Raw genomic sequence first — 24,106 nt, 5'->3', positions numbered from 1 at the left:
AGCGACGATGATCATCCTGGCCTGCGCGACGGAGCTTGAATGCCGTCACGTCATGACCCGAACGGGACGCAAACCGGACGGAGACACGCGCTTCGACTTCGCGGGCCTCGACTTCCTGGCCTGCGTGACGGGCGTGGGCCCGATGGCCGCGGCCCTGCGCGCGGGCGAGCTTCTGGAGCGCCACCCCGCGGCGGCCGGCATCGTCAACCTGGGCATCTGCGGGAGCTTCGACCCGCGTGCATCTCTGGGCGCTATCTGCGTGGCCAGCGCCGAGATCTGGCCCGAATACGGCGTTCACAGCTCGGACGGAGCCGAGGAGCCCTTCGGTTTTCAGATGCTTCAGGACCTGCCGCTGCCCCAGGTCAACCGCCTGGAGCTCGACCCGTCGGCCGCGGCCCGCAGCATGGGCCTGCGGCTCCCCGAAAGCTGGCCGTGCGGCACGAGCCTGACTGTGGCGGGCGTGACGGGCGACCCGCAACGCGCGGCGCTCCTCCTGGCCCGCTACGACGCCGCCACGGAGAACATGGAGGGCTTCGGCCTGGCCCTGGCCGCGCGGCGCAAGGGCATACCCTTTCTTGAAGCGCGGACCGTCTCCAACCCCGTCGGCGTGCGCGACAAGGCGCGCTGGAACTTCCGCCTGGCCCTGGACTCCCTGGAGTCCGTCCTGCCGACCCTGACCGGAGCTGCCGCATGAACCCGCTTTCCGTGGCCATCTCTCCCTGCCCCAACGACACCTTCATTTTCGGAGCATGGGTGCTGGGCCTCTCGCCCGCCCCCGCCGGCCGGGACAGCCGTTTTTTCTGGCACGACGTACAGGAGCTCAACCAGGGCGCACTGAGCGGCGCGTGGGATGTCGTCAAGGTCAGCGCCGCCGCGGCCCTGCGACTGCAGGACAGGTACGCCATCCTGCCCTGCGGCGGAGCCTTCGGCCTGGAGCACGGCCCCAAGCTCGTCACCCGTGAGGGTTTCCGCGGCGAGCCCCGCCGGATCGCCGTCCCCGGCCTTGACACCACGGCCATGCGCATCCTGAACGCGGCATTGCACGGGAACTTCACGCCGGTGCCCATGATCTTCCACGCCATCGTCGACGCCGTGCAGGCCGGCGAGGTCGATGCGGGGCTGCTGATCCACGAAACGGCGCTGGTCTACGACCGATACGGTCTGGCCCTGCACACGGACCTCGGCCGGTGGTGGCGCAAGGAGACCGGGGGCCTGCCCCTGCCCTTGGGCTGCATCGTGGCGAAACGGGAGCTCGGCGACAGCGTCCACGCGGCCCTGGCCGACGGCATCCGCGCGAGCATCCTGCACGCCCGGTCGGACAGGCCATCGGTCATGCCTTTCATCGCCGCCATGGCCAGAGAGCTTGACGAGGCCACGCTCGAACAACATATTGCCGCCTACGTGAACGACTTCAGTCTGGACATGGGGCCAGACGGCCAGGCCGCCCTCAACTTGCTGCAAACATTCCGGGATCTGTCATGAACGACGCCTTCGCCCAACTCAAGGTCGCCTTCCTCAAGGAGCTTCCGGCCATCAACGCCGCCATCCAGAGGGAGATAGACGCCCTGCACCCGCTGGTCCGGCCCGTGGCCGCGCACGTCATGGACGCCGGCGGCAAGCGCCTGCGGCCCATGCTGACGGTCCTCTTCGCCCGCGCCCTGAATTTCAGGGGCGACGACCTGTACACCCTGGCCAGCTCTCTGGAATTCCTGCATTCGGCCACCCTGATGCACGACGACATCCTGGACAACGCCGACCTGCGCCGCGGCCGGCAGGCCGCCCACATGCGCTTCGGTGTCACCCCGACCATCCTGGCCGGCGACGCCCTCCTGGCCCTGGCCAACGAAATCGTGGCCCGCACCGGGAACCCGGCCCTGACATCCTGCATCTCCAAGGCCATCATGGAGACGGCCAGCGGGGAGATCATGGAGATCGCCGCCGTGCGCAACGCGGGCTTAAGCCGGACCGAATACCTCGAGATCATCACTGGCAAGACGGCCTACCTGATCCAGTCGGCCTGCGAGTTCGGCGCCATCGCCGCCGGGGCCTCGGAGCGCCAGTGCGTCGCGGCCAGAGCATTCGGCCTGAACCTCGGCATCGCCTTCCAACTCGTGGACGACGCCCTGGACTACACGTCCGAGGCCGGCACCTCGGGCAAGCCCCTGGGCGGCGACCTGCGCGAAGGCAAGTTCACCCTGCCCCTGCTCCTGTACCTCGAATCCCTACCCGCCAACGAGCGTAGCAACACGGTCCGGGACCTGACCGTAGCTGACCTGCCCGTTGACAGGCAGGACCGGATCGTCGCCGACATCGTGACCGGGGGCTTTGCCGGTCGGACCCGCGACGAGGCCAAAACCTACCTGGCACTAGCCAGCCGGGCCCTGGACGTGCTACCCGTGTGCCTGGAAAAAAACCTCCTCGGAGCCATGATCGATTTCGTGCTGAAGCGGGACAAATAGCATGACACAACAGGATCGCCTTCCTCCGCGCAATTTCACGACTTCGTTGCGTGCCAGCCTGAAAGCGACCTTTTCCCCCGCCACGGCCGGACTCCTCCAGGAAGCGGTCAAACCCGACCCGAATTTCGGGGTCATCGCTTCCATCCTCAAGGCGGACCCCGCCCTGGCCACGGCCATCCTCTCCCTGGTCAACTCACCCTACTACGGCCAGACGAGCAAGATTTCGGACCTCCAGCGCGCGGCCATCATCCTCGGCAACAACGAGATCCTGCGCATCGCCCTGTCCCTCTCCCTGCAGAAGAACCTGAACGCCTCCCTGGAAAAGCACGGCTTCGACACCTTCGCCAACTGGCGGGTCATCGTCTGGGCGGCCCTGGGCGCGGAACTCGTCGCCCGGCGCCTCTGCCCCAAGGAAGCGGAGACGGCATACATCTGCGCCCTGGTCAAGGACCTGTCCCTGCTCCTCTACGCCGCCAGCTACCCGGAAGACCTGCGGCCGCTCCTTTCCCGGCCGGACTTCGTCAACACGGGACCGTCCTTCATGTGCTGGCAGGAGTGCCTGCCGGAGGATCACTGCGCCCTGACGGCCGAACTCCTCGCCGAATGGAATTTCCCGGCGCACATGGTCGCGGCCATCACCGCCCACCACGACCTCGAAAACCTCTTCGACCACCCGCCCCTGACCCAGGCCGTGATTTTCGGCACCCGCTGGGCCGAGGTGGAGTTCCGCACCGACCCAGCCCCCGACGGCCTCGCGCAATTGCATTTCCTGCTAAAAAAGGCCGGCGCGCTGCCCCCCGAGGGTGTCGAAGGCCTGCGGCAGCGCTGCTCGTCGCTTTTCGCCGAAATGTGCTCGGCCATGAACATCACGGAGCTGCCCCCGGAAAACCGCTACTACGAGCACTCCCTGCAGGCCATCCAGGACTTCCACTACCAGGCCAAGGAGATCGAGGGGCTGACCGGCGGCAACGCGGCCATCGCGGCCTGCATCGGGCGGCACCTGCGCTGGAACTGGAACTGCCGCAAGGGGGAGATCATCCTCGGCGCGGCGACCAACAGGCACTGGGAGCGCTTCGCTCTGGCCGCAGACGGAGTGACAGGCCCGACCGTTGCGCAGTCCCTCAAGGATTTCAAATCCCACGGCGACTTCACGGTCCGCCTGGAAACCGAGGACGGTGTGGCCGGCGAACTCCGTCTGCCCGGCCTGCACGACTCGGGGCAGGCCCGGGCCGAGACGGCCCTCTATGCCAGGTTGCTGGCCCGGAGCCTGTGGCGGCAGATCACCACCGTGGCGCAGCTTGAGATCAAGGCGGAACTGCTCGACATCCTGCCCACCGGCGTCGCCCTGCTCGACACGGACGGCCGCATACTGCGCGCCAACCCGACTTTCGCCCGCTTCCTGGGCAGCGCCGCCCAACTCGAGGACAGGCTGCGCGAGGACATGGCACCGGAACAGTTCCAGAGTGCCCGGCACGGATGGCGCATGTTTCTCCTCGACCCCTCGCAGAGCGCCCACTGCGCCATTCACGCCCCCCTGGGCCCGTCGGAGGCTCCCGCCTCGCCCTTCGCCCTCTCGAGCTACAAGATCCGCCAGGGCTCCCGAACCAATATTCTGGCAGTGGTCCAGGATCTGAGCGAAATCCGCATCCACGAAATCGAGGCCCTGCACCAGCGGGACTTCCTGAACAACCTGCTGTCCACCATGCAGGACCTGGTCATGACCACCGACAGCAAAGGGGGCATCACCTTCGCCTCGGGACGCCACGGCGCGTTCCTGAAGGGCCGCAACCTCTTCCAGCTGACTCGGCCCATCAACCTGCAGGAAGAGCCCTGGGACATGGAATTCCTGGAGCAGAGCCAGAACGCCGTGGAGGTCCAGATCGTCCTCGATGACGAGCACCTGCAGTTGGAACTGGTTTTCTCCCGGTTTGCCCACGGTGCCGAGTACGGACTCGTGGTCGGTCGCAACATTTCCGCCATCCGCAGGCTGGAGCGCAAGATCCGGGAGCAGGCCCTGTTCGACTCCCTGACCCAGGTTTTCAACCGTCACCACCTCCAGCCCCTGCTGGAACGCGAGCTGTCCAGGTCCCGCCGCACCGAGACGCCCCTGGGGCTCATCTTCTTCGACATCGACAAATTCAAGGTCTTCAACGACACATACGGTCACCACGGCGGCGACAAGGCCCTGAAGGATCTCGGGCTGCTGCTGCGCAACGTGCTGCGCAAGGGCCTCGATTTCCCCTGCCGCTTCGGCGGCGACGAGTTCGTCATCATTTCGAGCAATTCCAGCGTGGCGAGCCTGCTGACCGTTGCGGAACGAATTCAGAACGAATTCAAGACGCTGCACAACGGCTCCGTGACGCTGAGCATCGGCATGAGCCTGCTCGAACCCGAGGACACCGCCCATTCCCTGCTTGAACGCTGCGACAAAGCCAATTATCAGGCCAAGGCGCAAGGCGGAAACGTCATCGTGCACCTGCAGACCAACCCACCAGCAAACTAAGCACCACCCAGGAGAACAGCATGCCGATCCGAGTCGAAGTGGCTCTGCGCAAGGCAGTCATCGATACCCAGGGCAACAAGACGGCCCACAAGATACATGGTGAACTTGGACTTCACGTGGACCAGGTCCGGATCGTCCGGGTCTACACCGTCGAAGGGCTGACCGCGGCGCAGGCGGAACAGGCCATCGAGGCCGGCGCCCTGCACGACCCGGTCCTGCACACGGCCCAGACCACTCCCGCGGCCTCCGGTTTCGACTGGATCATCGAGGTCGGCTTCCGGCCCGGCGTGACCGACAACGAAGGCCGCACCGCCCGCGAGACCCTGCGCACCGTGCTCGGGCTGGACAAGGACACCAAAATCGCCGTCTACACCTCCACCCAGTACCTGATCTCGGGCACGCTGGACCGTGGCCAGGTGGAGCACATCGCCAAAGACCTTCTGGCCAACGAGCTCATCCAGCGCTTCCAGATCGGGGACAAGGCATCCTGGGCCGCGAACCCCGGTTTCCCGGCACGCACGGCGGCCGTGACCGGCGAAGCCTCGAGCACCGTCGAGATCGTCGACCTCTCGACCATGGACGACGAGACCCTCCTGCGCCTGAGCCGCGAGAACACGCTGGCGCTGAGCCTCGAAGAGATGCGCTGCATCAGGGACTACTACGCCCGCCCCGAGGTCGTCGCCCACCGCAAGGCCAAGGGCCTGCCCGCCGCGCCCACGGACGCCGAGCTCGAATGCCTGGCCCAGACCTGGTCCGAGCACTGCAAGCACAAGATCTTCAGCTCCCGCATCTCCTACGAGAACCGCGAAAACGGCACCACGGCCGAGATCAACAGCCTCTACAAGACCTTCATCCAGGGAAGCACCAAAAAGCTGCGCGAGCGCATGGGCAAGGACGATTTCTGCCTGTCCGTGTTCAAGGACAACGCCGGCGTCATCCGCTTCAGCGACGACATGAACGTCTGCATCAAGGTCGAGACCCACAACAGCCCCTCGGCCCTGGACCCGTACGGCGGAGCACTGACGGGCATCGTCGGCGTGAACCGCGACCCCATGGGCACGGGCATGGGCGCGAACCTGCTGTGCAACACCGACGTGTTCTGCTTCGCCTCCCCCTTCCATGAAGGCGAGCTGCCGCCGCGTCTCCTGCACCCGCGCCGCGTGTTCGAAGGCGTGCGCGAGGGCGTGGAGCACGGGGGCAACAAGTCGGGCATCCCCACGGTCAACGGCGCCATCGTCTTCCACGAGCGCTTCCTGGGCAAACCCCTGGTCTTCTGCGGCACCGTCGGCACCATGCCGGCCACCGTGGCCGGGCACCCCAGCCACGAGAAAAAGGCCATGCCCGGTGACCGCATCATCATGACCGGCGGCCGCATCGGCAAGGACGGCATCCACGGCGCGACCTTCTCCTCCGAGGAACTGCACGAAGGCTCGCCGGCCACTGCCGTGCAGATCGGCGACCCCATCACCCAGCGCCGCATGTACGACTTCCTCATGCGCGCCCGGGACCTGGGCCTCTACAACGCCATCACCGACAACGGCGCCGGGGGGCTGAGCTCATCCGTGGGCGAAATGGCCCAGGACTGCGGCGGCTGCGACATGGACCTGGCCAAGGCGCCCCTCAAGTACGACGGCCTGCGGCCCTGGGAAATCCTCGTGTCCGAGGCCCAGGAGCGCATGACCCTGGCCGTGCCGCCCGCCAGCCTCCAGGCCTTCATGGACCTGGCCGCGGAAATGGGCGTGGAGGCCTCGGACCTCGGCTGCTTCACGGACTCCGGCTACCTGCACGTGCGCTACGGCGACAGGATCGTGACCGACCTGGACATGGCCTTCCTGCATGACGGCGCCCCGCAGATGCGCCTCAAGGCTGCCTGGGAGCGCCCCGTGAACTGCTGCGGCTGCGAAACGCCCAAGCCCAAAATCGACGATCATCAGGCGTTCCTGCAGACCATGCTCGGACGCCTGAACATCTGCTCCCGCGAATACGTCATCCGCCAGTACGATCACGAGGTCCAGGGCGGCAGCGTCGTCAAACCCCTCATCGGCGCCGAGAACGACGGCCCGGCCGACGCGGCCGTGGTCCGTCCCCAGCTCGGCAGCGACAAGGCCCTGGTCATCGCAAACGGCATCTGCCCCAAGCTCTCCGACCTGGACACCTACTGGATGATGGCCAACGCCATCGACGAAGGCGTACGCAACGCCGTGGCCACGGGCGCGGACATCCGCCACATGGCCGGCGTGGACAACTTCTGCTGGTGCGATCCGGTCCAGTCCGAGAAGACCCCGGACGGCGAGTACAAGCTGGCCCAGCTGGTCCGCGCCAACCAGGCCCTGGCCCACTACTGCCTGGCCTACGGCGTGCCCTGCGTCTCGGGCAAGGACTCCATGAAGAACGACTACACGGGCGGCGGCACCAAGATCTCCATCCCGCCCACGGTCCTCTTCTCGGTCATGGGCGTCATCGACGACTGCACCAGGACCATGACCTCGGACTTCAAGCGCCCCGGCGAGACGGTCTACGTCCTGGGCCTCACCCGCAACGAAATGGGCGGCTCGGAATACGCCGACCACCTCGGCGTATGCGGCGCCGTGCCGCAGGTCGACGCCGTCTCGGCGCGCACCCGCTACGAGCGCATGCACCAGGCCATCACCTCCGGCCTGCTCACGGCCGCCCACGACGTCTCCGACGGCGGCCTGGCCGTGGCCGTGGCCGAAATGGCCCTGGCCGGCCGCACCGGCGCCGACATCGACGTCGACAAGGTCCCGGCCCTGGACTGCCCCCTGCCCGAACAGCGCCTCTACAGCGAATCCGCCAGCCGCTTCGTCGTCACCGTGGCCGACCAAAACCGCGCCGCCTTCGAAGCCCTCTTCGCCGGCGACTTCCTGGCCTCCATCGGACAGACCACGGCCGACGGCAAACTCACCCTGCGCTCAGGCGCCACCACCCTGGCCAGCGCCGCAGTCGAGGATCTGGCTGTGGCCTGGAAGAAGACGCTGGATTTTTAAGCATGCCTCCGGCGGGCAGGGGACTCGTCCCCTGCACCCCATTCAACAGGTTGTAAACGCGAAACGGGCGGCCCAATGGGTCGCCCGTTTTTGTTTCGATCGAAGCATGGATTCCCGCCTTCGCGGGAATGACGCAATATGAATGCCTTCCTCCTTGTCATTCCCGCGAAGGCGGGAATCCATCCCCCTATAAGGGGTGCAGGGGACGAGTCCCCTGCCCGCCGGAGGCATCTTCCCCTATTTGTAATACACCTTGATCTCGTTGGTCATGACGGTCCCCATGCCCGGAGTGGCCTGGCCGCTGGCGATGATGACGTTTTCGCCGGGCTTGAAGCCTGCGTATTCCTGGACGAATTTCTCAGCTCGTTTCTGGTGGCTGCGCGGTTCCAGGGGGCTTTCGACGGGGTTGATGCTCCAGAAGAAGTTCATCCAGCGCAAGATGCGCGCGTCGGTGGTCATGGCGTAGATGGGCTGGGCCGGGCGTCGGGAGCTGATGTAGCGGGCCGTGGCGCCGGTGGTCGAGTGGCAGACCAGGGCCGCGCTGTCGGCGTTGTCGGCCATGAGGCAGGCCGAGTAGGCCAGGAATTTGGGCGGGTTCTTCTCGGCCTTGGGCATGAAGGGGCCGCCGATGCGTTCCAGGTAGTAGGGCTCGGCGTACTGGGCGATCTCGTTGATGAAGCGCACGGCCTCGACGGGGTAGCTGCCGATGGCCGTCTCCTCGGAGAGCATGACGCAGTCGGCGCCGTCGAGCATGGCGTTGGCCACGTCCGTGGATTCGGCCCGCGTGGGGATGGGGTTCTTGACCATGGACAGGAGCATCTGGGTGGCGACGATGGCCGGCTTCTGGGCGTGGCGGCAGGAGCGCAGAATCTTTTTCTGGATGATGGGCAGTTCGGCCGGGCTGCATTCCAGGCCCAGGTCGCCGCGGGCGACCATGATGGCGTCGGCGACTTCGAGGATGGAATCGAGCTTTTCCACGGCGTTCTTGCGCTCGACCTTGGCCACGACGGGAATCCAGGTACCGTGGCGGGCGATCTCGGTCTTGATGTCCTCGATGTCGTCCTTGCTCTGCACGAAGGACAGGGCCACGGCGTCGATGCCGATGTCGAGGCCCTGATGCAGGTCGCGACGGTCCTTGTCGGTCATGGCCGCGACCTTGAGAGTCTTGCCCGGGAAGGCGATGCCTTTGTTGGAGGTCAGGATGCCGCCGTTCAGGGCCTCCATCATGACCAGCCGGTCGGGCACGATGACCTTGACCACGGTGAACTGCAGCATGCCGTCGGACAGGGACACGGGCATGCCCTCGGCCAGGCCTTCGAGGAGTTCGGGCACGTCGAGGCTGATGAAGATGTCGCTTTCGTTCCTGGCCTCCATGTCGGGAGCGCCCAGGCAGACGTAGGCGCCCTTGCGGATCTGCAGGGGCGAGCCCTTGACCTCGCCGATGCGGATCTTGGGGCCGCAGAGGTCGCCCATGACCGTCAGGCGGATGCCGGTCTGCTTTTCGACCTCGCGGATCTTCTGGATAACCGGGCCGAAATAGGCCGCGTCGGCGTGGGAGAAGTTGAGGCGGAAGACCCGCACGCCGAGTTCCACCATCTCCTTCATGACGTTCTGGTCCATGGAGGCCGGGCCCAGCGTGGCCACTATTTTCGTGCGCATAAGCATATCCTCAGTTCTGTGTGTTGGATGACTAGAGGATTCCATACAGGGGTCCGCCGGGCAGGGCAAGGGCGTCCACCTTTTTCTCGATTTCCGTAACGTCCGCGAGCGGCGGCGCGTGATAGGTCTTGAGGCGCGCGTCCACGACCATGGACGAGCAGCCCCAGTGCTTGCAGCGGGTGAAGGCGTTCACGCCGTAGGTGTCCGTGGCCGGGTCCGAACGGGTGAAGGCCACCCAGAGGAAGTTGTCCCAGTCTGCGGCCGTGAAGTCCGCGTCGTCGGCCACGACAACCAGGGGAAAGCCGTCCAGGCCGCCCTGGGCGTTCAGGGCCGCGGCCAGGCGCTCCATGGCAGGGTCGTGGGTGTCTCGGGGTTGGCCATGGGCCGGGCCAGAGAGGACCAGGATGCCCGGGGCGAAGACGCGGGCTCCGTGAAAGCCGTCCGGCAGGTTCAGGGCAGGGGCGCTCGTGGCCAGGGTCCGCTTGGGGCCGCCGGCGGCGGTCCACAGGACTTTGGAGCCCTGGTTCAGGCTGATGCCGGAGTAGTCCAGGGTGTCCATGGTCGTGCGGGTGATGAAGTGCAGGTCCCGGGAGAGGTCCAGGCGCTCCAGCACGTGGCGGAAGAATTCGGGCACGCGGTGGCAGGACAGGGACGGCTCATCCTCGCGGGCGGCGATGATGACGTACTTGGACAGGGAGGTCTGGGTCGTGCCCAGCAGCGAAAGGCCGTTGGTGATGAGCTCCTGGGGCTGGCGTTCGCCCGCGTAGGGCACGTAGCGCTCGCTGCCCACGGCCAGCAGCAGCGGGTGCACTCCGGCGGCGTCCACGGCGTGGACCTCGTGCACGCCGCCGAAGACCTGGGGGACCAGTTCGGCCGTCAGCTCGTGGATGAAGGCCCCGAACATGGTGTCTTCCTGGGGCGGGCGGCCCACGGTGGTGAAGGGCCAGATGGCGTCCTCGCGGTGCAGGACCTCCTCGACGCGCATGACGGGAAAGTCGTGGACCAGGCTGTAGTAGCCCAGGTGGTCGCCGAAGGGCCCCTCGGGCTTCTGGGCCGTGGGGTCGATGTGGCCGCGGATGCAGAAGTCCGCCTCGGCCAGGACGGGCAGACGGCCGCGCCCCGTGACCATGGGGATGCGGTGCCCGCCGAGGGCGCCGGCGAAGAGGATCTCGGCAATGCCCTCGGGCAGGGGCATGATGGCGGCCAGGGTCATGGCCGGAGGCCCGCCGACGAAGACGTTCACGGGCAGCTTCTGCCCGCGGGCGATGGCCTCGGCGTGGTGGTACCCGATGCCGCGGTGGATCTGGTAGTGCAGCCCCACTTCCCTGTCCCGCTCGAAGTCGTTGCCCGAGAGCTGGATGCGGTACATGCCGATGTTCGAGCCCATGAAGCCGGGCTTTGACGGGCTCTCGGTATAGACCAGCGGCAGCGTCACGTAGGCCCCGCCGTCCATGGGCCAGGACACGAGTTGCGGCAGCTTCGAGACGGACGTCGTGCGGGCCATGACCGGCCCGGTCTTCACGCTTCTGGGCATGGTGTGCCAGCCGCCCAGGGCCAGGCCGGGCCACAGCCACGGCTTCTTCATGACGGCCGCGGGGTCGGCCTTGGCCGAGAGCATGGCCTCGACGCGGCGCAAGGTGGAGCGGAAGATGAAGCGGGTCCGCTCCAGGGTGCCGAAGATGTTGGCGGCCATGGGGAAGGACGTGCCCTTGACGTTCGTGAACAGGAGCGCCGGGCCGCCGGCCTTGAAGACGCGGCGCTGGATGGCGCCGACCTCAAGATGGGGGTCGACGGGGGTGTCGATGCGGACGAGCTGTTTGGAGCGCTCGAGGTCATCGAGGCAGGACTTGAGGTTGCGGTAGATCATGGGGCGGGCTCCCGAACTGGGCTTGGTGGACTGTATGGACGATATGGACGGTATGGACTGACACGGACGGGCACGACAAAACCCTGTTCGGGGTGCAGGGGGCGCGCCCCCTGCCCGCCGGAGGCATGCCTTTACTCTATCTGTAGAATGTTATGTGCACGTTGGGGTTTTGGCGCCATTCGTCGAATTTCTTGCGCAGCCAGCGTTTGAAGATGTTGCGGGTGGCGGGCAGCAGGATCAGGAGGCCCATGATGTCGGTCAGGAAACCCGGGGTCAGGAGCGTCATGCCGGCCAGGAAGATGAGCAGGCCGTCGAGGAGTTCCTCGGCGGGCATGAAACCCTGGGCGAGGTTCTCACGGATGCGCATCATGACTGCCAGGCCCTGCATGCGCGCCAGGTGCGCGCCGACCAGGGCCGTCAGCAGGACCAGGGCGACGGTCGGCAACACGCCGATGACGCCGCCCACGGAGACGAGGACGTAGATCTCGGCCACGGGGATGATGGCGAAGAGGAGGAAGAGTTTCCCGAACATCAGGCCTCCCTGCCGGCCAGCTGGTCCATGGTTTCGCGGTCGCGCAGTCCCAGGAAGTAGAGGACGCCGTCGAGGCCGACGTTGGAGATGGCCTGGCCCGCGCCCTGCCGGACCACGGGCTTGGCGTGGAAGGCGATGCCCAGGCCCGCCACGTCGAGCATGGGCAGGTCGTTGGCGCCGTCGCCCACGGCGATGACCTGGGACAGGGAGATGTGCTCCTTGGCCGCGATCTCCTTGAGGAGCCGCGCCTTGCCGGGGCCGTCGACGATATCGCCGACCAGGCCGCCGGTCAGTTTGCCATCACGTATTTCCAGTTCGTTGGCGTGGACGTAGTCGATGCCCAGGCGCTCCTGCAGGCGGCGGCCGAAGTAGGTGAACCCGCCCGAGAGGATGGCGATGGTGTAGCCGAGGCTCTTCAGGGTGCGGATGAGGCGCTCGGCCCCTTCGGTCATGGGCAGGGTGGCGGCGACGTCCTGCAGCACGGATTCGGGCAGCCCTTCGAGAAGGCTCACGCGTTTGCGCAGGCTCTGGGAGAAGTCCAGCTCGCCGCGCATGGCGGCCTCGGTGATGGCCGCGACCTGTTCGCCGGCGCCGGCGCGCTTGGCCAGCTCGTCGATGACCTCGGCCTGGATGAGCGTCGAGTCCATGTCGAAGCAAACCAGGCGGCGGATGCGGCGGAAGGCGTTGTCCTCCTGAAAGCCGATGTCGATGCCCTGTTCGCGGGACAGGTCGAGAAAGGCGGCGCGCATGGCCGAGATGTCCGCGGGCGTGCCGCGCACGGAAAATTCGAGGCAGGAGCGCGGCATGGCCGGGGGCACGGCCAGGGACCGGCGGCCAGAGAGGCGCGTGATGCAGTCGATGCTCAGGCCGTTGCCGGTGATGACCTCGGCCATGGCCGCGAGGTTGGCGGCGGTGATGGTCCGGCCGAGCACGGTCACGATGTGGCGCTTGCGGCCCTGCATGCCGACCCAGCGCTCGTAGTCGTCCTCGGTGACGGGCGTGAATTTGAGGTTGAGGCCCTGGTTGTGGGCCCAGAACAGGAGGTCCTTGAGGATGGGCGAAGATTCGCTCTCGCGGGGCACCTCGATGAGCACGCCCAGGGAGAGGTCGTCGTGGATGACGGACTGGCTGATGTCGAGGATGGTCACGCCCGAGGCGGCCAGCTGTCCCATGATGCCGGCCAGGAGGCCGTTCCGGTCCGTGCCGGAAATCTGGATGAGGATGATTTCGCGCATAGCTCTCTAGTGCAGAAGGTTCCACATGCGGATGGCGGCCCATTCCAGCACGACGGCAGGGTTGGCGCCGACCTCCAGGCTTTCCAGGGCGTTTTCGACGACGACGCCGACCTGGCGCACGGCGACCACGTCCAGGCGGGAGGCCAGCAGGCGGGCCAGGGCGGTTTCGGGGTTGCCGTAACCGGCCTGGACCAGGCAGCGCTGCACCTCGCGCAGGACGCCGTCGGCAAGGCTCGCGTCCACGTTGCCCTTGCGGCCCGTCCATTCGAGCCAGGGGCCGCGGCCGGACTGGATGAACTCGGCCAACGCCTGCAACCACTCGCGCAGATCCGTATTTTCACGGTCGCCGCGCGGCCAGCCCAGGGTCAGCACGAAGCTGCGCGAGACGAGGGTCGGCAGCAGGATCTCGCGGCTGGGGGCCAGGAGGACGAAGACGTTGCCGGGCATGGGCTCTTCCAGGGACTTGAGCAGGGCGTTGGCCGCGCCGTCGCCCAGGGCCTGGGCCTCGGCCAGGATGATGACGCGCGGCCCGCGCCCGGCCGGCGGGTCGCCCAGCACGGCGCGCACTTCGCGCACGGTATCGATGGTGATGTTCCCCTCGGCGCCGTTCAGCAGGAAAAGGTCGCGGCTGGCGTCCTCGGCGACCTGCTGGCAGATGCGGCACTGCCCGCACGGCGGCGAGGACTCGCGACACATGAGGTGCGCGGCCCAGAAGCGGGCCAGGGCCAGGCGCTCCTCCACGGTCCCGCCTTCGAGGAGCAGGGAACGGGGCGGGTCGCCGGCCAGCCGGTCCAGGAAGGCCGCGATGCGCGGCTGGGTGGAGAGGGCGTGTTGCCAGGGTGCGGACATGGGAAAAAAAGGGGGAGGCGGGCCTCCCCCGGTTTATCTGAGAATGGTTTGGTCGCGGTCCGGGCCCACGGAAACGATAGCCACGGGGATGCCGAGGATTTCTTCGATGCGCCCGATGTAGTCGCGCGTGGCCTGCGGCAGGTCGGCGTAGGCGCGGCAGCCGGAAATGTCCTCGCTCCAGCCGGGCATGCTCTCGTAGATCGGCTCCACATAGGCCATGCCGTTCTCCTCCTGGGGCGGGTAGGCCACGTCCTGTCCCTTGTAGCGGTAGGCGGTGCAAAGCTTGAGCTCGTCCAGGCCGCCGAGGACATCGAGCTTGGTCAGGGCGATCTCCGTGGGGCCGTTGAGACGCTGGGACTCGCGCAGGACCACGAGGTCCAGCCAGCCGCAGCGGCGCTTGCGGCCCGTGGTGGCGCCGAACTCCGCGCCCTTCTCCTGCATGTACGCGCCGGGGCCGTCGGACAGCTCCGTGGGGAAGGGGCCCGCGCCGACACGGGTGGTGTAGGCCTTGACGATGGCCACGATGCGGTCGAGCATGCGCGGCGAGCAGCCGGAGCCGGCCGAAGCGTTGCCGGACACGGTGTTGGACGAGGTCACGAAGGGGTAGGTGCCGTGGTCGATGTCCAGGTGCGTGCCCTGGGCGCCCTCGAAGAGGATGCCTTGGGCCGAGAGCTCCTGGATGGCCGAGGACACGTCGCCCAGGTAGGGCACCAGGCGCCGGGCCACGGGCAGCAGGTCGGTGAAGATCTGCTCGGCCGAAAGGGGCTCCTGGCCGTAAAGTCCCGCCAGGAGGGCGTTCTTCTCCACCAGGGCCTTTTCGATCTTGTGGCGCAACAGGACCTCGTCGGCCAGGTCCGCGGCGCGGATGCCGATGCGGGCGACCTTGTCCTCATAGCAGGGACCGATGCCGCGGCCCGTGGTGCCGATCTTGTCGGAACCGCTCTTGAAATTTTCGCGCGCGCCGTCGATGGCGCGGTGGTACTGCATGATGAGCTGGGTCTTCTTGCTGATCATGAGCCGCGCGGGGCTGACGTCGATGCCGGAGGCGGCGAGCTTGTCCATCTCCTGGCAGAACACGAAGGGGTCCAGCACCACGCCGTTGCCGATGAGGCACTTCTTGCCGGGATGCAGGATGCCGGAGGGGATGAGGTGCAGGATGGTCTGCTTCCCGCTCACCACCAGGGTGTGCCCGGCGTTGTTGCCGCCCTGAAAACGCACGATGGCGGCCACGTCCGTGGTCAGCAGATCAACGATCTTGCCCTTTCCCTCATCGCCCCACTGGGCGCCCATGACTACGATATTCGCCATGAATCCGATCTCCTCGTCTTGATGTATTGGCCGTCAGCGCAATGGCAAATGGCTCCCTTCTTTACGGGGCGCGGGCCTCGAAGTCAATTTAAGTCGGATCCGATTTTCGCATCCAACACCTGGGCGACAGGAACGGCAAAAACATTGCCGTATGCGTACACATGCAATATCTTCGGCCAATGATGAATCTTTAGGACTGTCCGACGCACCAACCTCAGACATCCCGGCAACGCCCCTCATGACGCCATTCCCCGTTCGCGGCCCCACCGAAACGGGCGTACCGGACCGCAGGAGCCCCAATGAACAAAATCGTGGCGCGCTACGCAGACGGCCGCATGGTCAAAGGCACGACGGTGGACTTTTTCCCCACGAAAGACCTTTTCCACGTCAGCGTCGCGGAAAATGGCGCAACGCGCCTGGTGGAGGTCAGCCTCAAGGAACTCAAGGCCCTCTTTTTCGTCCGCGATTTTTCCGGTGACCCCAAACATGTCCTGGCCAACGACTTCGACTCGACGAAGCCCGCTCCGGGCCGCAAGCTCAAGGTGGTCTTCGCTGACGGCGAGATCCTGGTCGGCACCACCACGGGCTACCAGCCCGGCAGACCGGGATTTTTCATCGTGCCGGCCGACGCCGCCGCGAACACCGAGCGATGCTACGTCGTCACGGCGCATACGCGCGAAGTCACCTTCATCTAAACTAAACGGCTGCGGCCCGGACACCCCATGCGCGGAACATTTCTCCCGATCCTGATGGCCATTCTCCTGGGCGCCTCCCCCCTGTGGGCCCAGGACGACATGCAGGCCTTCCCGGCGGCCGACAAGGGCATGACGCGTCATGTCCTGCGGCTTCCGGCCGAAGCCGACGAAGCCCTGCTCAAGGTCGAGCTGATCCTCGGCAAGGCGGTCCTGACGGACGCGGCCAACAGGTATTTCTTCGGCGGCGAAATCGCGTCGGAGACGATTCCCGGCTGGGGGTACACGCGCTACATACTGCCCACCCTGGGGCCCATGGCGGGCACCCGCATGGCCGTGGACCCGGCCGCGCCCAGGGTCGAACGGTTCGTCGCCCTGGCCGGGGAACCGTACCTGATCCGCTACAACAGCCGCCTGCCCGTGGTGGTCTATGCTCCGGCGGGCGTGGAGGTGCGCTGGCGGGTCTGGCGCGCCGACGCCCGGGCGCAGGCCATGCCGCAGGGCTGATTCCCTCTCGTTTGACGCCCTGGCACAGGATTTGCCGTCCAGGCGGGCCTGTGCTAGGGGCACGTGGATTCGCGCGGCATGACCTGCCGGGGCGATGCGACAATCCATTTTTCCGGAGAACTTTGATGAGCGATCTCAAGAAGATGTACCATACCCTGAACAGGGACTCCTTTCCCGCCGACCTGACCCTGACCATCGGCGACCAGACCATCCGTTACGCCAAGAAGACCTGGAACATCGGCGGCGAACAGAAGGGCCTGCGCTACGGCGAGAATCCGGACCAGCCCGCGGCCCTCTACGAGGTGGCCGAGAGCTCCTTCGCCATGGACGGCGTGGCCTTCCAGCAGGGCCAGCACAAGCTCGTCTCGGCCCTGACCGAGGAGAACCTGATCCAGTCGGGCAAGCACCCGGGCAAGATCAACCTGACGGACGTGGACAACGGCATCAACATGCTGCAGTACCTCACGGCCAAGCCCGCAGCCATCATCCTCAAGCACAACAACCCCTGCGGCGCGGCCTGGGCGGCCGAGGGCCTGCTCACGGCCCTGAGCCGCGCCTTCGCCTCGGACCGCATCGCGGCCTTTGGCGGGACCATCGTTGTCAACCGCACCCTGGACAAGGCCTGCGCCGAGTTCATCAATTCGAGCTACTTCGAGGTCATCGCCGCCCCGGCCTTTGACGCCGACGCCCTGGAGGTGCTGACCTCCAAGAAGAACCTGCGCATCATCCGCATCCCGGCCCTGGCCGAACTGGAGAAGATCGTGGGCACGCCCTTCCTGGACATCAAGTCTCTGGTCGACGGCGGCCTCATCGTGCAGGCCTCGTTCCGCAACCGCATCCTGGCCGAGGAAGACTTCCTGCCGGCCGAGACGGTCAAGGACGGCACCACGTACATCGCCCGCAAGCCCACGCCGGCCGAGGCCGACGACCTACTCTTCGCCTGGGCCGTGGAGGCCGGCGTGACCTCCAACTCCATCATCTTCGCCCGCGACGGGGCCACGGTGTCCATCGGCACGGGCGAACAGGACCGCGTGGGCTGCGTGGAGCTGACCATCCAGAAGGCCTACACCAAGTACGCCGACCGGCTGGCCTTCGTGCGCCACAACCTGTCCCTGTACGAGCTCAAGATGAAGGCCAGGGACGACGAGGCCCTTGCCGCCTCGCTGCAGGACATCCTGGCCAAGACCGAGACGGACAAGGGCGGCCTGCCCGGCACGGTCCTGGTCTCGGACGGCTTCTTCCCCTTCCGCGACGGCGTGGACCTGGCCATCGCCCAGGGCGTGACGGCCATCGCCCAGCCCGGCGGGTCAATCCGCGACTGGGAGATCATCCAGGCCGTGAACGAGGCCACCCCGCAGGTGGCCATGGTCTTCACGGGCCAGCGCTCCTTCAAACACTAAACCCGGCCTCCGGGCCGCCTTCACGGGCCGGCTCCGGCCGGCCCGCGCGCGACGCGCATAAGGTCTCACATGTCCACCTCCCCCACCCTGCAGCCGGGCTGCATCATGGAGTTCCTGCAGGACAACCAGCCCGTCACGGCCTGGGTCCTCGACGTGCAGGGCCCGCGCCTGCGGGTCTTCACGGCCGGGCAGCGGGAACTCAAACTCCCGGTTTCGCGCGCCCTGCCGTGGACCGGGCCGCAGTACGCGGCCGGCTCCAGCCGCCAGGACATGCTCGACCTCCTGCGCACCCACAACGGCCGCCGGGAGCGCCTGGCCGAGGCCGTGGACGCCCTGGAGATCTGGGACCTGGCCCAGGGCGAGGTCGACGAGGCGGAGATCGGCTGGTTCGCGAGCCTGGTGTTCGAAGACCCGAACCCCGACCAGCTTGCGGCCTTGGGGCGCAAGCTCCTGCAGACCAAGACCCATTTCAAGTTCTCGCCGCCGGCCTTCGAAATCTACCCGCAGGAGACCGTGGAGCGCCGTCAGGAGGAGTTGCGCAAGGCCCAGGAGCGCGAACGCCTGGTGGGCTTCGGCCAGGTTTTCCTCAAGGGGCTGTGGGACGCCTTCTGCAAGCGCCGCAGTGCCCTGCCCGAGCCCGACGAGGAGCAGACCGCGCGCATCCGCGACCTGCTCATGACCCGCCTGTGCAACCCCGACGACCGGGACTCGGACGCCCTGTGGAAGACCATGACCCAAGGCCTGCCCGAGGAGCCCCATCTGGCCCTGTTCCTGGCACAGGCCTGGGGCATCGTGCCAGCCCACTTCAATTTTCATCTCTGCCGCGCGCAGTACGATTGGGAGCCCGGTTGGGCGGAACCCTTCGCCGGGGCCGTGGAGGCCCAGAGGGAACGCGTCCTGCAGGGGCGCCAGGAGCCCATGGCCGAGATCGTGACCATCGACTCGGCCACGACCCAGGACATCGACGACGGCTTTGAACTCACGCGCGACGAAAACGGCTTCCGCCTGCGTCTGGCCCTGGCCTGCCCCTGCCTGGAATGGGAGTTCGGCAGCCCCCTGGACCGCGCCGTGCAGCACCGCTTCAGCTCCCTCTACCTGCCCGAGGGCACGAGCCACATGCTGCCTGAGGAGCTGGGGACCCGCTTCTTCAGCCTCAACGCCGGCCAGGACCTGCCGGCCCTGGTCATCACCTTCGACCTCGACCCCGAGGGCGACCTGCGGGGCTTCGCGCCCGAAGTCGCCTGGGTGCGGGTCGCGGCCAATCTGACCTACACCGGCGTGGAAACGGACATCGCCGAGGGCGCGTCCGACATGCTCCGCGACGCCCGTGACCTGGCCCGCCTGCTGCGCCAGGCGCGCATCTGCGAACACGCCGTGATCATGGACCAGCCCGACCCGCGGGTCGTGCTCGACGGCGACCCTGCCAACCCGCAGGTCGGGATCGTGCAGAGCCCGTCAACGCCGGAAGCCCAGACCATCGTTTCGGAATTCATGATCCTGGCCAACAAGGCCATGGGCTCCTGGGGCCTGGAGACGGGCACGGCCCTGCTCTACCGCACCCAGAACATCACCCTGCCCGCCGAGAGCGCCGGCGTGTGGAGCGAGCCCACGGACATCTACCGCATCATCAACAACATGGGCCCCTCCATCCTGGAGTGCGAGCCGCGGCGCCACGCCACCATCGGGGCCAAGGCCTACGCGCCCGTGACCTCGCCCCTGCGCCGCTACTCGGACTTCATCAACATGGCCCAGATAGTGGCCCGGCTCACAGGCCGCGGACGGCTCCTGAGCCAGTCCGAACTGGAGAGCCTGCTGCCGGTCCTCTCCAGCCGCGCGGAACTGGTCGGCCAGGTCCAGCGCATGCGCCCGAGATACTGGAAGTACGAGTACTTCCGGCAGAATTTCAAGAAGATGCGCTGGTCGGGTCTCATCGTGGACCCGGGGTCCGTGCTGGTGACCATCTCCCTGCCGGAGCTGCAGCTCTTCCTCAAGGCCCCGCGCAAGATCTTCGGCGACAAGATACGGCTGGGGCAACGCTTTTCCATCCGCATCGGCAAGGTCGACCCCCTGAACAACGAGATCAGGACCGTCGAGGCCTGGGAAGAGGAATGAACTTGTCCGGCCACCGGTTTTGCCGTAGTGAAATGCGGCACATGAAATCCCCAAAATCCAAAGACCAAGGAGAGCGCACATGGTGACAATATTCTGGCTCGCGATCAGCTACCTTCTGGGAGCCATGCCCTTCGGCCTTCTGATTTCCCGCACCTGCTGCGGCATTGACCCTCGCGAAGAGGGCAGCGGCAACATCGGCGCCACCAATGTCGGCCGCCTGTGCGGCACCAAGTACGGGGCCATGACCCTGGCCCTGGACGTGCTCAAGGGTTTCATCCCCGTACTGCTGGCCACGAGCTTCTCGGATTCGTACTTCTTCCTGACCCTGGTCGCCACGGCCGCGGTCTGCGGCCACATGTTCTCGGTCTTCCTGCACGGCAAGGGCGGCAAGGGCGTGGCCACGTGGGTCGGCGCCTTCCTGGCCATCTCGCCCTGGGCGGTGATCATCTGCGGCCTGGCCTTCCTGGCGGCCCTGTACTTCTACAACTTCGTGTCCCTGGCCTCCCTGGTCATGGTGGCGCTGATGCCCGTGGTCCTGCTCTTCCAGGGCCTCTTCGGCGCCATCCCCATGGCCCTGGTCCTCATGGCCCTCATCTTCTGGAAGCACTCGGCGAACATCCAGCGCCTCATGGCCGGCGAGGAGCATCCCTGGAAGAAGAAGGAATAGCCTGATTTTTTTGGGAATCGACGCAGAAAGCGCGGGAGCCTCGGGAGCTTCCGCGCTTTTTCTTTGCGAGGCGAGAAGGCTCGTACGGGGTGCGTGCCGTCGAGGAGGAAAAGGAAGAAGGAAGATGGATTCCCGCCTTCGCGGGAATGACGTTTCGGCGGGCGCGCAGATCCGCCCCATGAACAAAACCCAGTGCTCCCGCGTCAGTTCCGGGTCATTCCCGCGAAGGCGGGAATCCATGCCTTTTGGGCCGCCCTGAAGGCACGACGCGCTACGTCACAAAAGCGACTTGATGCGCTCCACCAGAGGAGCCAGCGAGGGGCGCTGAACGGCCGAAATGAAAACCGCGTCGGGATGGACGAAGGCCAGGGCCTCGCGGGTCTCCTCGGAGATGCGGTCGACCTTGTTCAGGGCCAGGACGCGGGGGATGGTGTCGATGGACAGGTCGCGCAGGATGGATTCCACGGCTTCGAGCTGGGCCTCCATCTCGGGGTGCGACGCGTCGGCCACGTGCACGAGCACGTCGGCGCCCTCCAGCTCCTCCAGGGTGGCCATGAAGGCCTCGCGCAGGTCGGCGGGCAGATGACGGATGAAGCCCACGGTGTCGGTCAGGATGATCTCGCGGTCCTCGGGGAAGCGCAGGCGGCGGCTGGTGGGGTCCAGGGTGGCGAAGAGCTTGTTCTCGGCCAGGACGTCGCTCTGGGTCAGGGTATTGAGGAGCGTGGACTTGCCCGCGTTGGTGTAGCCCACCAGGGAGACCACGGGCAGCCCGGCCTTGTCGCGGCGGCTGCGCGTGGCCTTGCGGTGCTTGCGCACGCTGCCGAGCTCGGTCTTGATCTGGGCGATGCGGGCGCGGATCTTGCGGCGGTCCATCTCAAGCCGCGTCTCGCCCGGCCCGCGGCCGCCGATGCCGCCCGTCAGGCGGCTCAGGGCACGGTTCTGGCCCACCAGGCGGGGCATCATGTACTTGAGCTGCGCCATCTCGACCTGCAGCTTGCCTTCGCGGGTCTGGGCGTGCTGGGCGAAGATGTCGAGAATGAGCTGGGTGCGGTCAAGAACCTTGCGCTCGGTGATCTGGCTGACGTTGCGCTGCTGGGTCGGTGTCAGTTCCTGATCGAAGACCAGGGTGGCCGCGTTTTTCTGCAGGGCCAGGACTTCCAGTTCGGCCAGCTTCCCACGGCCCAGGATGAGCTTGGGGTTGACCTGACTGACGCGCTGCACCACCGTGCCGACCACCTCCAAACCGGCCGTCGCCGCCAGTTCGGCCAGTTCGGCCAGGGACCGCTCCTGCACGCCCTTGGGCTGGGAGCCGACGCTGACCAGGATGGCTGAGCCCTCGCGCGCGGAAGAGGCCACGGTCTGCCCCGTGCGGGCCAGCTCGTCCTCCAGGGCCTTGGCGCTGGCCCCGAAATCGAAATCCACCTCGTCCCAGATCATGGCCGGATGCACCTGATAGGGCAGCTCGTCGGCGTTGGGCGGCAGCAGATGCGCGAACTGGCAGGTGCGCGGCGCGCCGTCCGAGCTCACGGTCAGCACGCAGACCGCGTCCAGGCGCAGGAAGGCCATGTCCATGAGGTCTTCCTGGGTCAGGAGCGAGGAGTCGAGGTGGGTGTGCAGCAGGCGCAGGCCCGACAGGCGCGACTCGGCCTGGCGGTGGCGTGACAGCTCGGGGATGAGGATGCCGTCCTGCTCGCCGACGATGACCATGACCGGCACGCCCTTGCGGTTGATGAGCACGCCCAGCTGGCGGCCGACGCCGCGGCTGAGGATGGCCAGCTCGCGGGCCTGGTCCGGGGTGAAGCCGCCCTGGTCGGGGAAACGGCGGTTGTAGAGGCGCGAGATGGCCGCGGTCTGGCTGGGCTTGAGGCCCGTGAGGTTGCCGAGGGGTTTGGAAGCTATGGCGTGTCTCCGTCGCCGGTTCGGGCCGGCGGGGCCGCCCCTAGGGGCGGCTCAGGTATTCGGTGATCATGCGGTCGTACTGCGACGTCAGCGCGAAGGTGGCCACGGCCATGCGCTTGCGGAATTCGAGGGAGAGACTGCCGCCGTTGGCCTTCATCTCCTGCATGCACTCGACGTAGTACGCAGGGTCCGGGATGACGGCCACGGAGTGGAAGTTCTTGGCCGAGGCGCGCAGCATGGTCGGGCCGCCGATGTCGATCTGTTCAACGGCCTGCTTGTCTTCCAGGGTCTGGCGCACGGCGTCGGCGAAATTGTAGAGATTGACGCAAATGAGGTCGAAGGGCGCCAGGCGCAGATCCTTGAGGGTGCGCATGTGGGCGGGATCGTCCTTGTCGGCCAGGATGCCGGCGTGGACGTGCGGATGCAGGGTCTTGACGCGGCCGCCGAGGATTTCCGGGAAGCCCGTCACGTCGCTGACGGATCGGACCTTGAGGCCGGCCTGGACGAGCTTCTTGCGCGTGCCGCCGGTGGAGACGAGCTCGACGCCCTGCTCCTGAAGAAATCGCGCAAAGTCATCGAGTCCGGATTTATCTGTGACGCTCAGGATGGCCCGGCGTATAGGCAGCATGTTCATGGTATTTCCCCTCACAAAAAGAATGTTCGCCGTGCACTGCCAGCTTTGACCGCAATATGCAACAGCGCGGTCGGGCCCCGAAATCCGGGGACCCGACCGCGTCGGAGGGGAACCGGAACCGCTCTAGAGCTGGGCCAGGAGCTCGGCCGCCGGTCCGTAGGCGGGATCCATCTCCAGCAGGCGTTCCAGCTGCGCCTTGGCCTCGTCCGGCCGGCCGCAGGTCGTCAGGCAGCCGCCCAGGGCGTAGCGCACCTCGCTCTTGCCGGGGTTGAGTTCGAGATAGTGCTCCAGGGGAGCGATGGCCTCGCCGGTGCGGCCCAACATGTGGGCCGTCTGGACGAGCCCGAAAAGGGCGATGAGGTTTTCGGGGTTGGCCGTCAGGGCGCGGCCGTGCAGGTCGAAGGCCTCCTCATGCCGGCCCTGCTGGGCGCAGATGAGGCCCATGCCGGCCAGGGACTTGTCCGAGGACGAGATGCCGTCGGCCTTGCGGTACATGGCCATGGCCTGGTCCAGGTCGCCGCGCTGCACGGCGATGGTCGCCAGACCCAGATACGGGTCCGGGTGGACGCCGTTGCTGCCCGCGGCCTTATGGTAATAGCTTTCGGCCTTGTCCAGCTCGCCCATGAAAAGATAGCACTCGCCAAGTTCCTTGTTGATTTCGTAATCCAGATGCGAACTCATGGTTCCTCCTCCTTGTCGGCAGATCGGGTATGCTTTGTCATCCACCCGACGCCAAGCAACATTGATGCCAGCCGAGCGAACCACCATCGCCGCCGCG

Annotated in this window: 19 protein-coding genes; 10 read left to right on the top strand and 9 right to left on the bottom strand. The window is 66.7% G+C overall.

From position 1 onward, the window contains the following. Window positions 1-7: 7 nt before the first annotated feature. The 5 genes from mqnB to ACYQ3G_RS06410 are packed head-to-tail and all read left to right on the top strand — an operon-like array spanning window position 8 to window position 7,967. Window positions 8-694 carry a futalosine hydrolase gene (gene mqnB, locus ACYQ3G_RS06430; protein ID WP_459823870.1) on the top strand — a complete coding sequence of 229 codons (687 nt, stop codon included), beginning with the start codon at window positions 8-10 and terminating at the stop codon, window positions 692-694. Continuing rightward, window positions 691-1,482 carry a 1,4-dihydroxy-6-naphtoate synthase gene (locus tag ACYQ3G_RS06425; RefSeq protein ID WP_459823867.1) on the top strand — a complete coding sequence of 264 codons (792 nt, stop codon included), beginning with the start codon at window positions 691-693 and terminating at the stop codon, window positions 1,480-1,482. The genes mqnB and ACYQ3G_RS06425 overlap by 4 nt, the downstream gene beginning before the upstream one ends. Next, entirely contained in the window at window positions 1,479-2,459 is a 981-nt protein-coding gene (locus tag ACYQ3G_RS06420; RefSeq protein ID WP_459823864.1) for a polyprenyl synthetase family protein, read from the top strand. The genes ACYQ3G_RS06425 and ACYQ3G_RS06420 overlap by 4 nt, the downstream gene beginning before the upstream one ends. A gap of 1 nt (window position 2,460) precedes the next feature. Beyond that, entirely contained in the window at window positions 2,461-4,962 is a 2,502-nt protein-coding gene (locus ACYQ3G_RS06415; protein ID WP_459823861.1) for a diguanylate cyclase, read from the top strand. Window positions 4,963-4,982: 20 nt separating this feature from the next. After that, a complete protein-coding gene (locus ACYQ3G_RS06410) occupies window positions 4,983-7,967 on the top strand; it encodes a phosphoribosylformylglycinamidine synthase subunit PurS (protein WP_459823858.1) in 2,985 nt (994 codons plus the stop codon). A 237-nt stretch (window positions 7,968-8,204) separates the two neighbouring features. Here ACYQ3G_RS06410 and pyk read toward each other — a convergent pair whose 3' ends face one another. The 6 genes from pyk to ACYQ3G_RS06380 form a co-directional block, all read right to left on the bottom strand. After that, window positions 8,205-9,626, bottom strand: coding sequence for a pyruvate kinase (gene pyk / locus ACYQ3G_RS06405; RefSeq protein WP_459823855.1), 1,422 nt, complete (start codon window positions 9,624-9,626; stop codon window positions 8,205-8,207). Between the two features lie 31 nt (window positions 9,627-9,657). After that, a complete protein-coding gene (locus tag ACYQ3G_RS06400) occupies window positions 9,658-11,493 on the bottom strand; it encodes a UbiD family decarboxylase (protein ID WP_459823852.1) in 1,836 nt (611 codons plus the stop codon). 136 nt (window positions 11,494-11,629) lie between these two features. Next, a complete protein-coding gene (locus ACYQ3G_RS06395; RefSeq protein WP_459823849.1) occupies window positions 11,630-12,025 on the bottom strand; it encodes an FxsA family protein in 396 nt (131 codons plus the stop codon). After that, window positions 12,025-13,260 (bottom strand): phosphoserine phosphatase SerB, encoded by a 1,236-nt coding sequence (serB, locus tag ACYQ3G_RS06390; RefSeq protein ID WP_459823847.1) that lies wholly within the window; start codon window positions 13,258-13,260, stop codon window positions 12,025-12,027. Before serB ends, ACYQ3G_RS06395 begins: the two co-directional genes overlap by 1 nt. Window positions 13,261-13,266: 6 nt before the next feature. After that, on the bottom strand, window positions 13,267-14,109 hold the full coding sequence (locus ACYQ3G_RS06385) for a DNA polymerase III subunit delta' (RefSeq protein ID WP_459823845.1): 843 nt from the start codon (window positions 14,107-14,109) through the stop codon (window positions 13,267-13,269). Between the two features lie 33 nt (window positions 14,110-14,142). Continuing rightward, a complete protein-coding gene (locus ACYQ3G_RS06380; protein WP_459823842.1) occupies window positions 14,143-15,417 on the bottom strand; it encodes an adenylosuccinate synthase in 1,275 nt (424 codons plus the stop codon). A 299-nt stretch (window positions 15,418-15,716) separates the two neighbouring features. Between ACYQ3G_RS06380 and ACYQ3G_RS06375 the strand changes: the two genes are divergently transcribed. From ACYQ3G_RS06375 to plsY, 5 genes are all read left to right on the top strand, one after another. Then, window positions 15,717-16,112, top strand: coding sequence for a DUF6982 domain-containing protein (locus tag ACYQ3G_RS06375; RefSeq protein ID WP_459823840.1), 396 nt, complete (start codon window positions 15,717-15,719; stop codon window positions 16,110-16,112). Window positions 16,113-16,139: 27 nt separating this feature from the next. After that, window positions 16,140-16,616, top strand: a complete 477-nt coding sequence (locus tag ACYQ3G_RS06370; RefSeq protein ID WP_459823838.1) for an ecotin — start codon at window positions 16,140-16,142, stop codon at window positions 16,614-16,616. Between the two features lie 125 nt (window positions 16,617-16,741). After that, on the top strand, window positions 16,742-18,016 hold the full coding sequence (locus ACYQ3G_RS06365) for an IMP cyclohydrolase (RefSeq protein ID WP_459823836.1): 1,275 nt from the start codon (window positions 16,742-16,744) through the stop codon (window positions 18,014-18,016). 69 nt (window positions 18,017-18,085) lie between these two features. After that, window positions 18,086-20,128 (top strand): ribonuclease catalytic domain-containing protein, encoded by a 2,043-nt coding sequence (locus ACYQ3G_RS06360; protein WP_459823834.1) that lies wholly within the window; start codon window positions 18,086-18,088, stop codon window positions 20,126-20,128. Window positions 20,129-20,207: 79 nt separating this feature from the next. Beyond that, window positions 20,208-20,795 carry a glycerol-3-phosphate 1-O-acyltransferase PlsY gene (plsY, locus tag ACYQ3G_RS06355; protein WP_459823831.1) on the top strand — a complete coding sequence of 196 codons (588 nt, stop codon included), beginning with the start codon at window positions 20,208-20,210 and terminating at the stop codon, window positions 20,793-20,795. Between the two features lie 276 nt (window positions 20,796-21,071). On the opposite strand, the gene hflX is transcribed toward plsY, so the two are convergent. From hflX to ACYQ3G_RS06340, 3 genes are all read right to left on the bottom strand, one after another. After that, the gene (gene hflX, locus ACYQ3G_RS06350) at window positions 21,072-22,532 is read right to left on the bottom strand and encodes a GTPase HflX (RefSeq protein WP_459823829.1); all 1,461 of its coding nucleotides are present in this window, start codon (window positions 22,530-22,532) and stop codon (window positions 21,072-21,074) included. 202 nt (window positions 22,533-22,734) lie between these two features. Next, window positions 22,735-23,328 carry an IMP cyclohydrolase gene (locus ACYQ3G_RS06345; protein ID WP_028576243.1) on the bottom strand — a complete coding sequence of 198 codons (594 nt, stop codon included), beginning with the start codon at window positions 23,326-23,328 and terminating at the stop codon, window positions 22,735-22,737. A 123-nt stretch (window positions 23,329-23,451) separates the two neighbouring features. Next, window positions 23,452-24,009, bottom strand: a complete 558-nt coding sequence (locus tag ACYQ3G_RS06340) for a tetratricopeptide repeat protein (RefSeq protein WP_459823825.1) — start codon at window positions 24,007-24,009, stop codon at window positions 23,452-23,454. Window positions 24,010-24,106: the final 97 nt, after the last annotated feature.

It is taken from the genome of Desulfomicrobium salsuginis, assembly GCF_054657795.1.
Note: the sequence above shows the minus strand (reverse complement) of the source record. Positions and strands in the feature narration are given on the sequence as shown.

Coding starts and splice junctions, on each gene's coding strand:
- serB (WP_459823847.1), bottom strand. CDS start 13,260: ATGCGCGAAATCATCCTCATCCAGATTTCCGGCACGGACCGGAACGGC.
- ACYQ3G_RS06410 (WP_459823858.1), top strand. CDS start 4,983: ATGCCGATCCGAGTCGAAGTGGCTCTGCGCAAGGCAGTCATCGATACC.
- mqnB (WP_459823870.1), top strand. CDS start 8: ATGATCATCCTGGCCTGCGCGACGGAGCTTGAATGCCGTCACGTCATG.
- ACYQ3G_RS06395 (WP_459823849.1), bottom strand. CDS start 12,025: ATGTTCGGGAAACTCTTCCTCCTCTTCGCCATCATCCCCGTGGCCGAG.
- ACYQ3G_RS06420 (WP_459823864.1), top strand. CDS start 1,479: ATGAACGACGCCTTCGCCCAACTCAAGGTCGCCTTCCTCAAGGAGCTT.
- plsY (WP_459823831.1), top strand. CDS start 20,208: ATGGTGACAATATTCTGGCTCGCGATCAGCTACCTTCTGGGAGCCATG.
- ACYQ3G_RS06415 (WP_459823861.1), top strand. CDS start 2,461: ATGACACAACAGGATCGCCTTCCTCCGCGCAATTTCACGACTTCGTTG.
- ACYQ3G_RS06370 (WP_459823838.1), top strand. CDS start 16,140: ATGCGCGGAACATTTCTCCCGATCCTGATGGCCATTCTCCTGGGCGCC.
- ACYQ3G_RS06340 (WP_459823825.1), bottom strand. CDS start 24,009: ATGAGTTCGCATCTGGATTACGAAATCAACAAGGAACTTGGCGAGTGC.
- ACYQ3G_RS06400 (WP_459823852.1), bottom strand. CDS start 11,493: ATGATCTACCGCAACCTCAAGTCCTGCCTCGATGACCTCGAGCGCTCC.
- ACYQ3G_RS06385 (WP_459823845.1), bottom strand. CDS start 14,109: ATGTCCGCACCCTGGCAACACGCCCTCTCCACCCAGCCGCGCATCGCG.
- ACYQ3G_RS06345 (WP_028576243.1), bottom strand. CDS start 23,328: ATGAACATGCTGCCTATACGCCGGGCCATCCTGAGCGTCACAGATAAA.
- pyk (WP_459823855.1), bottom strand. CDS start 9,626: ATGCGCACGAAAATAGTGGCCACGCTGGGCCCGGCCTCCATGGACCAG.
- ACYQ3G_RS06425 (WP_459823867.1), top strand. CDS start 691: ATGAACCCGCTTTCCGTGGCCATCTCTCCCTGCCCCAACGACACCTTC.
- ACYQ3G_RS06365 (WP_459823836.1), top strand. CDS start 16,742: ATGAGCGATCTCAAGAAGATGTACCATACCCTGAACAGGGACTCCTTT.
- ACYQ3G_RS06380 (WP_459823842.1), bottom strand. CDS start 15,417: ATGGCGAATATCGTAGTCATGGGCGCCCAGTGGGGCGATGAGGGAAAG.
- ACYQ3G_RS06375 (WP_459823840.1), top strand. CDS start 15,717: ATGAACAAAATCGTGGCGCGCTACGCAGACGGCCGCATGGTCAAAGGC.
- ACYQ3G_RS06360 (WP_459823834.1), top strand. CDS start 18,086: ATGTCCACCTCCCCCACCCTGCAGCCGGGCTGCATCATGGAGTTCCTG.